15 protein-coding genes are annotated in these 14,790 nt (G+C 65.7%); 4 read left to right on the forward strand and 11 right to left on the reverse strand.

The annotated features are described in order from the left end of the window. Positions 1-10: 10 nt before the first annotated feature. The 5 genes from D3877_RS07240 to D3877_RS07260 form a co-directional block, all read right to left on the reverse strand. Positions 11-3,487 carry a DEAD/DEAH box helicase gene (locus D3877_RS07240; RefSeq protein ID WP_119829991.1) on the reverse strand — a complete coding sequence of 1,159 codons (3,477 nt, stop codon included), beginning with the start codon at positions 3,485-3,487 and terminating at the stop codon, positions 11-13. Between the two features lie 207 nt (positions 3,488-3,694). Next, positions 3,695-5,089, reverse strand: a complete 1,395-nt coding sequence (locus D3877_RS07245; protein WP_119829992.1) for a PleD family two-component system response regulator — start codon at positions 5,087-5,089, stop codon at positions 3,695-3,697. A 39-nt stretch (positions 5,090-5,128) separates the two neighbouring features. After that, a complete protein-coding gene (locus D3877_RS07250; protein WP_274379610.1) occupies positions 5,129-5,536 on the reverse strand; it encodes a response regulator in 408 nt (135 codons plus the stop codon). Positions 5,537-5,823: 287 nt separating this feature from the next. After that, a complete protein-coding gene (locus tag D3877_RS07255; RefSeq protein ID WP_119829994.1) occupies positions 5,824-6,558 on the reverse strand; it encodes a GGDEF domain-containing protein in 735 nt (244 codons plus the stop codon). 184 nt (positions 6,559-6,742) lie between these two features. Further along, positions 6,743-7,780: a 2-hydroxyacid dehydrogenase gene (locus D3877_RS07260; protein WP_119829995.1), complete on the reverse strand. Its 1,038-nt coding sequence runs from the start codon at positions 7,778-7,780 to the stop codon at positions 6,743-6,745. 108 nt (positions 7,781-7,888) lie between these two features. Between D3877_RS07260 and D3877_RS07265 the strand changes: the two genes are divergently transcribed. The 3 genes from D3877_RS07265 (at position 7,889) to D3877_RS07275 (ending at position 10,586) form a co-directional block, all read left to right on the forward strand. Beyond that, a complete protein-coding gene (locus D3877_RS07265; RefSeq protein WP_238474765.1) occupies positions 7,889-8,785 on the forward strand; it encodes a cell envelope integrity EipB family protein in 897 nt (298 codons plus the stop codon). Positions 8,786-8,934: 149 nt separating this feature from the next. Continuing rightward, positions 8,935-9,162: a hypothetical protein gene (locus D3877_RS07270; protein ID WP_119829997.1), complete on the forward strand. Its 228-nt coding sequence runs from the start codon at positions 8,935-8,937 to the stop codon at positions 9,160-9,162. Between the two features lie 134 nt (positions 9,163-9,296). Further along, the gene (locus D3877_RS07275; protein WP_119829998.1) at positions 9,297-10,586 is read left to right on the forward strand and encodes a replication-associated recombination protein A; all 1,290 of its coding nucleotides are present in this window, start codon (positions 9,297-9,299) and stop codon (positions 10,584-10,586) included. A gap of 44 nt (positions 10,587-10,630) precedes the next feature. Here D3877_RS07275 and D3877_RS30150 read toward each other — a convergent pair whose 3' ends face one another. Then, positions 10,631-11,029 (reverse strand): hypothetical protein, encoded by a 399-nt coding sequence (locus D3877_RS30150; RefSeq protein ID WP_199720718.1) that lies wholly within the window; start codon positions 11,027-11,029, stop codon positions 10,631-10,633. A gap of 127 nt (positions 11,030-11,156) precedes the next feature. Between D3877_RS30150 and D3877_RS07285 the strand changes: the two genes are divergently transcribed. Beyond that, positions 11,157-11,417: a hypothetical protein gene (locus D3877_RS07285; RefSeq protein WP_147395100.1), complete on the forward strand. Its 261-nt coding sequence runs from the start codon at positions 11,157-11,159 to the stop codon at positions 11,415-11,417. 55 nt (positions 11,418-11,472) lie between these two features. On the opposite strand, the gene D3877_RS07290 is transcribed toward D3877_RS07285, so the two are convergent. The 5 genes from D3877_RS07290 to rpsM all read right to left on the reverse strand — a co-directional run bounded on the left by D3877_RS07290 (position 11,473) and on the right by rpsM (position 14,742). After that, positions 11,473-11,988, reverse strand: a complete 516-nt coding sequence (locus tag D3877_RS07290) for a YqaA family protein (protein WP_238474766.1) — start codon at positions 11,986-11,988, stop codon at positions 11,473-11,475. A 175-nt stretch (positions 11,989-12,163) separates the two neighbouring features. Next, positions 12,164-12,595, reverse strand: a complete 432-nt coding sequence (gene rplQ, locus D3877_RS07295; RefSeq protein WP_119830001.1) for a 50S ribosomal protein L17 — start codon at positions 12,593-12,595, stop codon at positions 12,164-12,166. Positions 12,596-12,808: 213 nt separating this feature from the next. Next, complete coding sequence (locus D3877_RS07300) at positions 12,809-13,825, reverse strand: DNA-directed RNA polymerase subunit alpha (RefSeq protein ID WP_119830002.1); 1,017 nt, start codon at positions 13,823-13,825, stop codon at positions 12,809-12,811. 131 nt (positions 13,826-13,956) lie between these two features. Continuing rightward, complete coding sequence (gene rpsK / locus D3877_RS07305; RefSeq protein WP_119830003.1) at positions 13,957-14,355, reverse strand: 30S ribosomal protein S11; 399 nt, start codon at positions 14,353-14,355, stop codon at positions 13,957-13,959. A gap of 18 nt (positions 14,356-14,373) precedes the next feature. Continuing rightward, positions 14,374-14,742 (reverse strand): 30S ribosomal protein S13, encoded by a 369-nt coding sequence (gene rpsM / locus D3877_RS07310; protein WP_119830004.1) that lies wholly within the window; start codon positions 14,740-14,742, stop codon positions 14,374-14,376. Positions 14,743-14,790 lie beyond the last annotated feature (48 nt).

The raw sequence follows: 14,790 nt of genomic DNA on the forward strand, positions 1-14,790 counted from the left end.
CTGTTTCGCCCTACTCCGCCTCGGCCCCCAGCAGGTAATCGATGTCGCCGCCGTCCAGCGCGCTGACCAGCCCGGTGCCTTCGATGGTGGCGGCGGACAGGCTGCCCTTGCGGCGTTGCAGCTCGATGATGCGCTCCTCCACTGAATTGGCGGCGATCAGCTTGTAGACGAAGACCGGCTTGTCCTGGCCGATGCGGTAAGCGCGGTCGGTCGCTTGATCCTCGGCGGCGGGGTTCCACCAGGGATCGTAATGGATCACCGTGTCGGCGGCGGTCAGGTTCAGGCCGCGCCCGCCCGCCTTCAGGCTGATGAGGAAGACGGGAACCTCGCGGTTCTGGAAACGGTTGACCGGCGCGGCGCGGTCCAGCGTGCGCCCGGTCAACTCGACATAGGGGATGGCCGCCTTCTCAAGCTCCACCTTGATGAGATCCAGCATGGTGGTGAATTGCGAGAAGATCAGGATGCGGCGGCCTTCCGGCACCATTTCCCGCACCATCTCGGTCAGCGCCTCCAGCTTGGCGCTTTCCTTCACCTTGGCGGCGGTGGGCATCTTCAACAGGCGCGGGTCGCAGCAGACCTGACGCAGCTTCAACAGCGCGTCGATCACCGTGATGGCGTTGCGGCCCATGCCGCCGCCCTGCCCGCCAACCGCCAGCGCGGCGCGCACCGTCTCGTTCACCGACAGGCGGATCGTCTCGTACAGATCGCGCTGGTCGCGGTCCAGGTCGATGCGGACCACCACCTCCGTCTTGGGCGGCAGCTCCTTGGCCACCGCCTCCTTGGTGCGGCGCAGCAGGAAGGGGCGGATGCGGCGCATCAGCAGATTGGCGCGCGTGTTGTCGCCGCGCTTTTCGATGGGCACGCGGTAACGCTTGCCGAACTCCTTGCGGTCGCCCAGCAGGCCCGGCATCAGGAAAGCGAACTGGCTCCACAGCTCGCCCAGATTGTTTTCCACCGGCGTGCCGGACAGGCAGAGCCGATGCCGCGCCTGCAAGGCCGTGACGGCGCGGGTCGCCTTGCCGTCGGGATTCTTGATCGCCTGCGCCTCGTCCAGCACCAGCATGTGCCAGCTCAGCCGTTTCAGCAGATCGACGTCGCGCGCCACCACGCCGTAGGTCGTCACCACGATGTGGGCGCGGTCGAGGTCCGACAGCTTTTCGTGACGGTCCAACCCATGCAGCACCACCACCCGCAAATCGGGGGTGAAACGCGCGGCTTCCGCCACCCAGTTCGGCACAAGGCTGGTCGGCACCACCACCAGACACGGGTCGGTCAAGCGCCCCTCATGCTCTTCCATGGCGATGTGGGCCAGCGTTTGGGCGGTTTTGCCCAGCCCCATGTCGTCGGCCAGAATCCCGGCGACGCTGTTGGCCCGCAGGCTCTGCATCCAGGCCAGACCGGCGCGCTGGTAATCGCGCAACTCGCCATGGAAACCCGGCGAGGGTTCCATGTCGCCCGGCACCTCGCTGTCGCGCAGGCGCTTGAGGTAGCCGTCAATCTGCGCGGTTTCCTCGACCCGGCGGGCGATCAGATCGTCGATGTCGAGCAGCGAGTCGGCTTCCGCCAACGGCACCTTCAGCCGGTCGCCGACGGGCCGCCCTGCCCCCAGCATGGCTTCCAGCACGCTCATCAAGCGCTCGACCCGCTCGGCGGGCAGCGACAGGACGTTGCCGTCGTCCAGAACGATGTGCGCCCGACCGTCGATGACACGGGTGGCCGACAAGCCGCCGCGCTCGACCAGTTGAGCCAGGATCGGCAGCAGCGGGCGACGCTCCCCGTCGATCTCCACCCCGACGTCCAGATCGAACCAGCCGTCGCCGGCGTCGCGGACGGCGACGTCCACGTCAGATCCCGGCTCGATCACCTTGGCGCCGAAATCGCTGCCGACCTCCACCACCCAACCGGCCTTGGTCAAGGCGGGGATTTCGGTGGTCAGGAAGGCTTTCCAACGCTCCTCGATGTCGCGCCCGGTCAGCCAGTGAACCCGCGTGCCGCGCCCGTTCAGCGTGCCCTTCGGCGGCTCGATGCGCGCCTGGGCGAAGCCAAGGCCGGACAGCCGGTCCAACGCCGCCTGTTCGGTCCGCTTGTCGCGGCGGACGAAGGTGACGTTGCCGAACTCATCCTCGAACCGGGCGAACTGGCGCTGATCGTCCGGTTCGATTTCCGCCGGTTCGCCGGGTTCGCCGTAATCGAAGGACAGCCGCAGCACATCGACCAACCCGTCATGCGGCGTGACCACCCGACCCAGCAGGGCCAGCACGCGCGGCGACCGTTCGACGATGTCCGCCGCCTCGGCTGCGCCGCTGCGGATGCCGGGAATGGCGTTGTCGCGGAAGGACGGCGATTGGTTGGGCGCGGTGCGCAACGGAGCGAACAGCCGCGAGGGCGGCGGCGCGGCAGCGGGAGCGGCGGGCGCCGCGATGGGCGGAACCGGCTTGCTCTTCGGCACCTCCACCACCTGGAGATCAACGGCGAAGACGCTGCCGCTGGCCGAATCCACGCACCAATAGGATTGCCCCTTGAACAGCGTGCAGCGTTCCGGCAACCCGGTTGGCCGCAGCTTGCGCGTCGCCGGATCGCGGAAGGCGCGCACGACGCGGCCCGGCGCCTCGGTCAAGGGGGTGCCGTCGCGCCAGAACAGCCGCCCGGTTCCCAGCAAACGGCGCAGCAAACGATCCACCGCCTCGCCCCGGCTCTTGGCGACCGGGGTGCGCAAGGTGCCGCCGCCGCCCAACAGCCGGGCGATGGCGCGGTCGGCGTCGCCGCTGATGTCGCGTGGGGCCTTGGCCAGCACGTCGCGCGGGGTGGCGGGTTCGGTCTCGGTCTGCCCGTCCGTCACGAAATCGGCGGAGATGCAGCAAGCGACCTCGCCCTGTCCCGGCTCCAGCGTCCAACGCAGGCTGCGCTCGCCCTCGGCCTTCGGGCCGGGTTTGGGCGTCGGCTGGCTGGGAGTGGTCGCCGCCATGGGAATCGTCGGAACCAACGGCAGGGGAGCCAACGGCAGACTTGGGGGGGCGGTCTTCGACGGGGTGGTTGGGTGGACGAGCGACAAGGTCGGCGTCGCCGCTTTCGCCGCAGAGGCTGGGGCCGCCGCAGGGGCCGCCGTGTTCGCGGGAGCGGGCGGCGCCCGATCCGCCAGATCAAAGAGGGAGGCTTTGCGCCATTCCGGGCAGGTGTCCAGCGCCATCATCGCCGCCGCCGCCATATGGGCGCAGGCGTTGCGGCCGCAGGTGCAGGTGCGTTCCAGCACCACGCCGCGCTTGCCCTGGATCGGCGTGACCACCACCGCCAGACGGCGGCCCAGATCATTGACCTCGGCCTTGATGCGGTTGGCGCCCGCGTCGGACAAGGTGACGGCGCCCGTCATAATCAGGGTGCGTCCGCGCTGCAAGGTTTTCGCCTCGAAGACGCGCGTCAGATCCTCCTGAGCGAAGGGTACGGCGACGCCAGCTTGGGAGCCGAGCGGCAAAGCATCAAAAAAGGACATGCGACAGGGACGCCGTTCAGTCGGAACACAACAAAACGGGCTGTCGGAACAACGCCTTCCGCCCGTCCTCGCAAGCCGTCACGGCCTGACGGCCCGCGTGCGAAAGACCGTGATAGCACAGGAACGGCGCTGCGGCATCATTCGGGTTGGGAAATCAGCGCCAGCGGGTGAGAAAGGGGGGAACCGAGCCGACATCAGACCTCGACATCAGCCTTCGATATCGACCCGCGCGTCACCGATGACGCAGTTGCGGCCCGCTCGCTTGGCCTCATACAGCGCCTCGTCCGACCGGCGGATCAACGTTTCCGCCGTATCGCCCAGGCGACCGCCGACCGAAATGCCAATCGACACCGTCACCGAAATTTCTTCGGCCCCGGTGGCGGACACCGCAAAGGGAACGTCGGCGATGCGCTGGCGCAGCCGTTCGGCGACGATCAGCGCCGCTTCGCCGTCGGTGTCGGGCAGGATGACGATGAACTCCTCGCCGCCCAAGCGCGCCACCAGATCGAAGGTGCGCAGATTGCGGCTGGCCCGCGCCGACACCTCGCGCAGCACCTCGTCGCCGATGGTGTGGCCGTGGCTGTCGTTGACCGCCTTGAAATGGTCGATGTCGAACATCAGCACAGCGACCGGCTTTTGGCTGTCGATGGCGCGTTCCAGCAGGCGCGGCAGATGGGCGTTGACGTAACGGCGGTTGAAGACGCCGGTCAGGCTGTCGGTCAGCGCCATCGACAGGCTTTGCTCGTAATTCGAGCGCAGCCGCTCCTGGTAGCGTTTGCGCCGGATCTGGGTGCGGGCGCGGGCCAGCAGCTCGTTCCGGTCAATCGGCTTGATGACGTAATCGTTGGCCCCGAGTTCCAGCCCCTTGGCGACGTGGTTCAAATCCCCCTCGTCCACCATCAGCAGGACCGGCACCTGCCGCGTCCGCTCGTGCGAGCGCAGTTGCGAGCACAGGCGCAAGCCGTCCTCATTCACCAAGGTCAGGCTGATGACGACCAGATCCAACTCGTTGCTCAGCGCCCGTTCCAGCGCCTTGGCCCCGGTGTCGGTCGCCATCACGCTGTTGTGGTCGCGTTGCAGGGTTTCCGTGACCTTGTCGAGGTCGAGCGCGGAATCCTCCAAGACCAGGATGCGGGCGCGCTCAAAGGATTCGTTCAGCAGCGTGCCGCTGCGCTCGATCACCCCGAACTGGCCCGAGGTGTTTTCGCGCAAGCGCCATTCGTCCATCATCATCTTGAGACGAACGAGCGAGCGAACCCGCGCGAACAGGGCGATGTCGTTGACCGGCTTGGTCAGAAAATCGTCGGCCCCAGCCTCCAGCCCGCGCACCCGGTCGGCGACGTCGGACAGGGCCGTGACCATCACCACGGGAATGTGCATGGTCGCGGGGTCGGAGCGAATGCGCTCGCACACCTCGAACCCGTCCATCCCCGGCATCATGACGTCGAGCAGAACGATGTCCGGCGATTCCTTGTGAACCATCTCCAGCGCGTCCGGCCCGTTGAAGGCCGTGATGACGTTGAAATACTCGCGGGTCAGCTTGGCCGCGAGCAGCTTCACATTGGGCAGAACATCATCGACGACGAGCACGCGCGCAGACATGGAGCGATGCGATCCTGTGAAGCTTCGGTTCAACAAACGTTAGGCTAGAAACCTTCTAACCGTCTCAAGAAACTTAACGACGGAGATCGGTTTTGCAATGTAATCCTCACAGCCGCCCTGGCGAATTTTTTCCTCATCCCCCTTCATGGCGAAGGCGGTGACGGCGATGATCGGGATGCTTTTCAACTCCGCGTCGTCCTTGATCCAACGCGTCACCTCAAGCCCCGACACCTCGGGCAACTGGATGTCCATCAGGATCAAATCGGGACGATGCTGGCGGGCCAACCGCATCGCCTCCATCCCATCGCGGGTTTGCAGAGTGCCGTAACCATGCGCTTCGAGCAGATCATGGAACAGCTTCATGTTCAGCTCATTGTCCTCAACGATGAGGACCGTCTTGGCTGACGCGCCGTCGACCATGGTTGACCCACCCGGTTCCACCGACATGCACTCTCCACTCAAAGCTTGGCGCCCTGGCTGACCGCCGAATGTGGCGTTGACCGGCGCCGCAAGGCGCGATCACGGCGACCACACCCCGGTATACCCCTTTTCCCAACAGGTCGCGACGGTTAAATTGCCGTTGACTCGCCGTTGACTCGCCGTTGACTCAAGGACGCCGACGGCGCCGCCAAAGCGAACACAGCCGCTTGATTGGACAAAACAAAACCGCCCGCAAAAGCGCGGGCGGCCTGTGTTGGCTCCAAGCCTGGTCCCAAGCGGCGACCGACAGCCGGTTACGCGCCGACGCCGGGTTGCGCGGGGGATTTCGTCTTGCGCTTGGCGTCCCGACGGCGGGCGCTTTTGGCCCCGTACATCATGCTGTCGGCCCGCCGCATCACCTCGTCCTCTTGGTCTTCCGCGCCATAGGGCTGGGTCCCGACCGAGAAGCGAACCGGCAGGGAAACCCCGCCCCATTCCGCGTGGCAGGCGTCGGCAAGCGCCGCCAGTTCGCTGGCGCGGGCCAGACCGCTGGCCACGTCGGTGTTGGTCAGCAGCACGGCGAATTCGTCGCCGCCCAGCCGGGCCACCACATCCTCTTGCCGGACGCTGGACACGATCATCAGCGCGACCTGCCGCAGATAGCTGTCTCCGGCGACATGGCCATGGGTGTCGTTGATCGCCTTGAAGCCGTCGAGGTCGATCATCACCAACAGACCGCCCGCCGCCCCGCTGCGCCGGGCCGAGGCCAGTTCGCGCCGGAAGTGACTGTAGAAGCCCCGCCGATTCAACAAGCCGGTCAGCTCGTCGGTCATCGTCAGGCTTTCCAGATAGGCGATGCGCTCCTGCTGCTGGGCGATGGTTTCCCGCGCCTCTGCCAGCAGGGCGATGGTCTCATCAAGCGCCTGCCGCTCGGTTCCCCGCAGCAACCCAACCCGCGAGGCCAACGCGACCGGATTCCAGGCCATCGCGCCGTCGAAACGATCGCAGGAGTGGGACGTCAGGTCCAGGGCGGCAACGATGGCGTTCATGGGGCGGCTCCTCACTGGAGGTCGATACTCTTGCCATCCCCTATGCAGACGGCGTGCCAACTTGCCGCCCCAGACGATTCCGCGAGTCGCCCTTTTCGCGGGGCTGCCAATTTTTCCGACCGTCCTTTGCCGCCCGGCAGCTTCTGCCGCCGCCGGGCAATTTTGTCCCACTTGGCGCTGAAACTCACACCACCCGGTCGGGCGGCTCCCGCCCGGACAACGCCGCGTCGATGTTGTCCAACGCCTTGAAACCCATGGCGTTTCTGGTTTCGACCGTGGCGCTTCCCAAATGCGGCAACAAAAAACTGTTCGGCAGGTCACGATAGTCCGCGAACAGGTTCGGTTCGTTCTCGAACACGTCCAGACCGGCGGCGGCGAGCCGTCCGCTGCGCAAGGCGGCAACAATGGCCTGGTCATCCACCACCGTTCCACGCGCGGTGTTGATGAGGATGGCCCCCGGCGGCAGGCGCTCGATCCGTTCGGCGTTCAGCCAATGCCGGGTTTCCGCCGTGGCGGGGAAATGCAGCGACAGCACGTCGCTGACCGCCAACAGCGCGTCGGGATCGGAATGATAGACCGCGCCCTCCTCCAACTCCCGGGGCAGGCGCTTGCGGTTGCTGTAATGGATGGTCATGCCGAAGGCCCGCGCCCGCCGCGCCACCGCCTGGCCGATGCGGCCCATGCCGATGATGCCCAGACGCTTGCCGCCGATGTGGGTTCCCATCAATTGGGTGGGGGTCCAGCCGGTCCAGGCGTCGGCGCGGATCAACCGCTCGCCTTCCGACGCGCGCCGGGCCGCTCCCAAAATCAAAAGAAGGGCGATGTCGGCGGTGGCGTCGGTCAGCACGTCGGGCGTGTTGGTCACGGTCAGGCCGCGCGCCTTGGCGGCGGCGAGGTCGATGTGGTCGGTGCCGACGGAAAAGGTCGCCAGCAGCCGCACCCGTTCCGGCAGGGCGGCGATGGCGGCGGCGTCCAGCCGGTCCCCGGCGCAGCACAGCACGGCGTCGGCCTTCACCGCCGCCGCCCGCTCGGCGATGGCCAAGCCGGACAGCGCCTCGTCCGTCGGGTTCAGGATCGCCGTGTAATCGCGCGACGCGCGCGCCTCCACCGCCTCGGGCAGGCGGCGGGTCAGCAGAACCACCGGGCGGGGATCCGCCGAAGGCGGCTCGGCCAAATGGTCGTCAGCCGAACGGGGAATGGCGGAATCGGCGGAGCCTGTCATGCTGGGAATTCCTTTCCAATGATAGGAATTGCGGGTGGCAGCCCTTTCGGTCTGCGTTAAAAACACCCATAATCCAACCAGCGCCGACAATCACCTGTGGATCCCGCCTTGTCCAACCGCCGCACCGCCCCCCGTTCCGCTGGTCGCCTGTTTCTGGGCAAGCTTCTGGGCGCGGCCATGGGCGCGGCCCTTGGCGTCGCCGCCACGCTGGTCGCGGGCGCGCCCGCGCTGGCCGCCACCCTGCCCTCCGCCCTGCCCAGCTCCAGCGAGGTGGCCGCCGCCATCCAACCGCACCGGGCGATCTACACCATGTCGCTGCTGTCGGCCCGCAACAGCTCCAAGGTCAGCGACGTGCGCGGGCGCATGATGTTCGAATGGGCCGACGCCTGCGACGGCTGGACCACCGAACAGCGCTTTCAATTGCGCTTCGTCTACAGCGAAGGCGACGAGATGGCGATGAACACCAATTACACGACGTGGGAGGCCAAGGACGGCCTGCGCTACCGCTTCAACGTCCGCAAGACCATCAACGGCGAGGTGGACGACGACGTGCGCGGCGAGGCCAACCTGACGCCCAACGGCGGCGTCGGCACGGCCCAATTCTCCAAGCCGGAACCGCAAGAGATTGATTTGCCCGCCGGGGCGATGTTCCCGACCGCCCACACGCTGGCGATCCTCGACCACGCCCGCCGGGGGGAGCATTTCTTCAGCCGCACCATTTTCGACGGCGCCGACGCCGAGGGCGCGACCGAAGTCTCCACCGTGATCGGCCAACCCGGCCCGGCCAAGGACGCCGCCAAGGACGCCCTGTTGCGCGACGCCCAGACCTGGCCGGTGCGCATGGCCTTCTTCCCCACCCACAGCGACTCGGCGCAACCCGAATATGAAATGAGCCTGCGCCTGCTGCAAAACGGCATCGCCGAATCCATGCAGATTGATTACGGCGATTTCATCGTCAACGCCATTCTGGAAAAGATCGAGGCTCTGCCCCGCTCCGGCTGCTGACCCGCATTTTGTGAAAATACTTAGGGGTTGATCGCGACTCGTTGCTGCGCTTAACTGTTCAGCAGACACTGGCACAATGGACGAAAAAGCCCCACGCTCAACGCCATCAGACGTTGCGGGTGCGTTTTCGTCGTTAAGAGGGTTCCGCCATGAGCAAGAAACACGTCCAGATCGGACAAGTCTTCCAGCCGGTCGGCGCGGCCAAGGGGCGCGCGTGGCGGGTGATGGGGACCGTCAATCTGCTCGGGATCCCGCACGCCCGCATCGTCAGCACCGAGGATGAAGGCGTGTCGAAGACGCTGAGCTGTTCGGTTCTCGTCGACACCGACCATTATCGGTTGATCGCCTCCGCGCCCATCGACGGCATGGCGGCGTAAACACCCCCCGACCAACCCTGGGTTTCGGCCTTGGGTTGATGTCGGCACAACCGGCAACGCCGCTGGGAGCATCGCTCCGGCGGCTTTTTGTGTTTCCAGAGACCGATGGTTTAGCCTCACCAGGAATTCCGCCGATGTCCTCCAGCCTTTTCGCCAACCAGGCGCCGCGACCGCTGGCCGACCGGCTGCGCCCCATACGTCTGGCCGACGTGGTGGGGCAGGATCATCTGCTGAAGCCCGACGCCCCCATCGGGCGGATGGTCGCCGCGCGCAACCTGTCCTCCATGGTGCTGTGGGGCACGCCGGGCTGTGGCAAGACCACCATCGCCCGCCTGTTGGCCGAGGCCACCGATCTGCATTTCGAAGCCATCTCGGCCCTGCAAAGCGGCGTCGCCGATCTGCGCAAAATGTTCGAGGCGGCGCGGGGGCGGCGCGCGGGCGGGCAAGGCACCCTGCTGTTTTGCGACGAGGTCCACCACTTCAACAAATCGGTTCAGGACATCTTCCTGCCCTATCTGGAAGACGGCACCATCACCCTGGTCGGCGCCACCACGGAAAACCCCAGCTTCGAGCTGAACGCCGCCATCCTGTCCCGCGTCCAGGTCTTCGTTCTGCACCGCTTGGATGAGGCCGCGCTGGCCGCCATGCTGGAGCGCGCCGAGTCCCATCTCGGCCATCCCCTGCCGCTGACGCCCGACGCGCGAACCGCCTTGCTCGCCATGGCCGACGGCGATGGGCGTTTCCTGCTGAACATGCTGGAGCAGATCAACGCTCTGTCCGATGGGGAGGCGCTGGACGCGGCGGGGTTGGGCCGGGTGTTGCAACGGCGGATGCCGTCCTACGACAAGGCCGGGGATGGTCATTACAACCTGCTCTCGGCCTTCCACAAAAGCCTGCGCGGGTCCGACGCCGACGCCGCGCTCTATTGGATGTGCCGGATGCTGGCGGCGGGGGAGGATCCGCGCGTCATCGCCCGGCGGATGCTGTGCGTCGCCAACGAAGACGTTGGGCTGGCCGACCCCAACGCGATTGTCCAGGCGCTGACCGCCTGGGAGACCTACGAGCGGCTTGGCCCGGCGGAAGGGGAACGGGCGCTGGCTCAGGCCTGCCTGTATCTGGCCACGGCGCCGAAATCGAACGCGGTCGAGGTCGCGTTGGGCGAAGCCCGCGCGCTGGCGCGCAAGACCGGCAGCGTCATGCCGCCGATGCACGCGGTGAACGCGCCCACTCGGGTGATGAAGGATCTCGGCTACAAGCAGGGCTACATCTACGACCACGACACGCCGGAAGGCTTTTCCGGCCTGAATTATTTCCCGCCAGGCGTGGAGCGCCACAGCTTCTACCGCCCGGTGGAACGCGGATTCGAGCGCGACATCAAGAAACGCCTGACCTATTGGGAGAATTTGCGGGGGCGGCGCTCCTGACCGGACGCGCCGCCAACCCGCGAAAAGACCTCAGCGCCCCACTGTCAGCGCACGGTGGTGCAGCGCTGGAAGCATTGCTTGAGCTGATAGCTGCAATTGTCCGACGGGGTGAAAGGACCACCGGCGTCCGGGCGCTCCAGGCCGCTCTGGGTGCGGGCGGCGACCGAATCCATGCACACATTGTGGCCACGCTCGCACTGCGTCCGGCAGGTGCCGCCGCCGCTGGTGTCGCCGTTCAGACGCAGAGATTGATCGTCGGGGCTGCTGGCGGGGGCCGGGGTGGCGCGCGCGGCGGCGGGCTTTGCCGGAGCCTGCGGCTGGGTGACGGCGGCGGCGGGGGCGGCCACCGTGGCGGCGCGCGGCGCGGGCTGATCGGCGCAGGCCGTCAGACCGAGCAGCGCGACGGCAACCAGCGGAGCAAAAAGGCGGATCGGACGGAACATGGCCACACGGCTCCTGTTTTTCTTGGTACGAAGATGGTATGCGGCTGGGCGGAATGCCACGGCCACTGGTCCATCCCCGGATCGGTCCCAATATGCCGGGAACCAGCCTCAGAAGGGAATGACCCAAATGACACCCAACACCGGGAGCAAGCGCTCCCACCGCGCGCCACGGCTGCTGTTCGCCGGGCTGCTGTTCGCCGGATTGCTGATGCTGGTCGCCCGCACCGCGTCCCGGCCCGACGTCAGCCTCGGCGAAATGCTGTTTCCCGCCATCGGCGGGCTGGTGGTGCTCGCCGCCATCGCCGTCATCGTCCGCCAGGACCGCCGGGAGCGCGACGCTTTGCCACCCGCCCAGCGTGACCGCCAGGACCACGGCACGCCGAACTGACGCCCTCAAGCGCCTCATCGCCGCCCCGGCGCGTCGCCGGGGCAGGCGGCGGGCGTCAGATGAATTTGAAGCTCAACAAACCGCCGACCACGACGATCAGCAGCACGGTCGTCACCAGCATCAGGCGCTTTTCGATGATCGCCTGCACCTGCGCGCCGTAGAAATGCATGAGAATCGCGATCATGTAGAATCGCGAGAAGCGAGCGACGATGGAGCAGAGGATGAACACCGTCAGATCCAGATGGGCGAATCCGGCGGTGATGGTCAGCAGCTTGTAGGGAATCGGCGTGACGCCCTTCAAAATCAGGAACCAGGGGCCGAATTCGGCGAACATGTCCTGAAAGCGCTGGAAGGACTCCTGCGCGTTGTAAAGGTCGATGATCAGCCGCCCGACGCTCTCGAACAGATAATAGCCCAGCGCGTAGCCGACCATTCCGCCCAGCAACGACGCCAGCGCGCAGATGTTGGTGTAAAACCACAGCTTTTTCGGCTGGGCCAGACACATCGGGATGAGCATCACGTCGGGCGGCAACGGAAAGAACGAACTTTCCGAAAAAGACACGGCGGACATCCACCAAACCGCGTCCTTGCGAGCCGACAGGCGCTGAATACGGTTGTAAAGGGATCGTAACATTCCGCCTGCCACATATGAGAAGACCCTCCCCCCGGAAGACTCCGGAGGAAGGGTCGATCAACACCCGATGTCGGTCGGCGCCTGGGGATAGGCGCCGAGTCGATGGACGGTCTTACTCTTCGCTGGCGCCGTCGACGTCGTCGGCGACATCCTGCGACGGGCCGGAATTCTGGCCCTTCGCGGCGACGTCACGATCAACCAGCTCGATGACGGCCATGTCGGCGGCGTCGCCGTAGCGGAAGCCAGCCTTCAGAACGCGGCTGTAACCACCCTGGCGATCCTTGTAGCGGTCGGCCAGAACGTCGAACAGCTTCGTAACCATCTCGTTGTCGCGCAGCTGCGCGTAAGCGAGACGGCGGTTGGCCAGGCCACCCTTCTTGCCGAGCGTGATGAGCTTGTCCACGATGGGACGCAGTTCTTTCGCCTTCGGCAGGGTGGTGGTGATCTGCTCGTGCTTGATGACCGCGTTCGCCATGTTCGAGAACATGGCCTTGCGGTGGCTCGTGGTCTTGTTGAGCTTACGTCCTGAAACGCCGTGACGCATGGCGGTCCTCCTTCATGGCTTGGCCCCCCTCGGGGAGCCGGTCGTGAACCCCGCCGCCCAGTCATAGCGCTGGTACGGCAACGGGGACGGGCGATTGCCCTTTGGTCGAAAACATTGCCCCCTCCCCAGCCCTCCCCCGCCGTCGGCGGTGGAGGGAACCAACCCCCTCTCCCGCGAAGCGGGGGAGGGTTGGGGAGGGGGAAAAGACGATGCTTAGTACGGCTCTTCCAAACGCTTGGCCAATTCCTCGATGTTCTCAGGCGGCCAGTTCGGAATTTCCATACCCAAATGCAGGCCCATCTGGGACAGCACTTCCTTGATCTCGTTCAGCGACTTGCGGCCGAAATTCGGCGTGCGCAGCATTTCCGCTTCGGTCTTCTGAACCAGATCGCCGATGTAGACGATGTTGTCGTTCTTGAGGCAGTTGGCCGAACGGACCGACAGCTCCAACTCGTCCACCTTGCGGAGCAGGTTCTTGTTGAACGGAACCTCCTCGTGCTTCTCCTCGGAGACGGCGTGCGTCGGCTCCTCGAAGTTGATGAAGAGCTGCAACTGGTCCTGCATGATGCGGGCGGCGAGCGCCAACGCGTCATCCGGCTTCACCGAACCGTTCGTCTCGATGTTCATCGTCAGACGGTCGTAATCGGTGACTTGGCCGACGCGGGCGTTGTCGACCTTGTAGGACACCTTGCGGACCGGCGAGAACAGGGCGTCGACCGGGATCAGACCGATCGGCGCGTCCTCGGGACGGTTCTGGCTGGCCGGGACATAGCCCTTGCCGGTCTCGACCGTCAGTTCCATGTTCAGGCGCGCGGCGTTGTCCAGCGTGCAGATGACCAGATCGGGATCCATGATCTGGATGTCCGGGCCGGTTTCGATCATGCCGGCCGTCACCTCGCCCGGGCCGTCGGCGCGCAGGCGCATGCGCTTCGGCCCATCGCCGCCCATGCGCAGACCCATCGTCTTGATGTTCAGGACGATGTCGGTCACGTCTTCGCGGACGCCGGGAATCGACGAGAACTCGTGCAGAACGCCGTCGATGTGGATCGCCGTGACCGCAGCGCCCTGCAAGGAGGAGAGCAGGATGCGGCGCAGCGCGTTGCCAAGGGTCAGACCGAAACCGCGTTCCAGCGGCTCGGCGACCACGGTCGCGGTGCGGTCGGCGTCATCGCCGGGCTGGATGTCCAGCTTGTTCGGCTTAATCAGCTCTTGCCAGTTCTTCTGAAGCACGGGGCAACCTCAACAGCCATCAAGTGAAAACGAACCCGCAGGAATTCTCCGCTCCCATGCTGAGGAGACCGCGATGGCTGCGGCCTCCTGTCCCGGAGCGGAGGATTCCTGCGGATGCGAAAACCAACAGATCAGACGCGACGCTTTTTCGGCGGGCGAACACCGTTGTGGGGGATCGGCGTGACGTCGCGAATCGAGGTGATCTGGAAGCCGACCGACTGGAGGGCGCGCAGGGCGGACTCACGCCCCGAACCCGGACCCTTCACTTCGACTTCCAGGGTCTTCATGCCGTGTTCCTGGGCCTTGCGGCCAGCATCCTCGGCAGCCACCTGGGCGGCGTAGGGCGTCGACTTGCGCGAACCCTTGAAGCCCATGGTGCCCGACGACGACCAGGCGATGGTGTTGCCCTGCGCGTCGGTGATGGTGATCATCGTGTTGTTGAACGAGGCGTTCACATGCGCGACGCCAGCGGTGATGTTCTTACGCTCACGACGACGCAGACGCTGCGAGGCGGCGGACGGCTTGGCCATGGAAGGTAATCCTCTGTCTTACTTCTTCTTGCCGGCGATCGGCTTCGCCGGACCCTTGCGGGTGCGGGCATTGGTGTGGGTGCGCTGACCGTGGACCGGCAGGCCCTTACGGTGACGCAGACCGCGATAGCAACCCAGATCCATCAAACGCTTGATGTTCATCGCGACTTCACGGCGGAGGTCGCCTTCGACGCGATAGTCGGCGTCGATGGTTTCGCGAATCTTCAGGATTTCGTCGTCGGTCAACTGATTGACACGGCGTTCAGCCGGGATGTCCAGCTTCGCGCAGAGTTCCTTGGCCTTGAAGGGGCCGATACCATGGATGTAGGTCAACCCGATCTCCACACGCTTTTGCGCGGGGATGTTGACGCCAGCAATACGCGCCACGCCTGCTCTCCTCGATTCCCGTCGGCCTCCCGCATGGGCGACCGATGA

This window comes from Azospirillum cavernae, assembly GCF_003590795.1.
Taxonomy (GTDB): domain Bacteria; phylum Pseudomonadota; class Alphaproteobacteria; order Azospirillales; family Azospirillaceae; genus Azospirillum; species Azospirillum cavernae.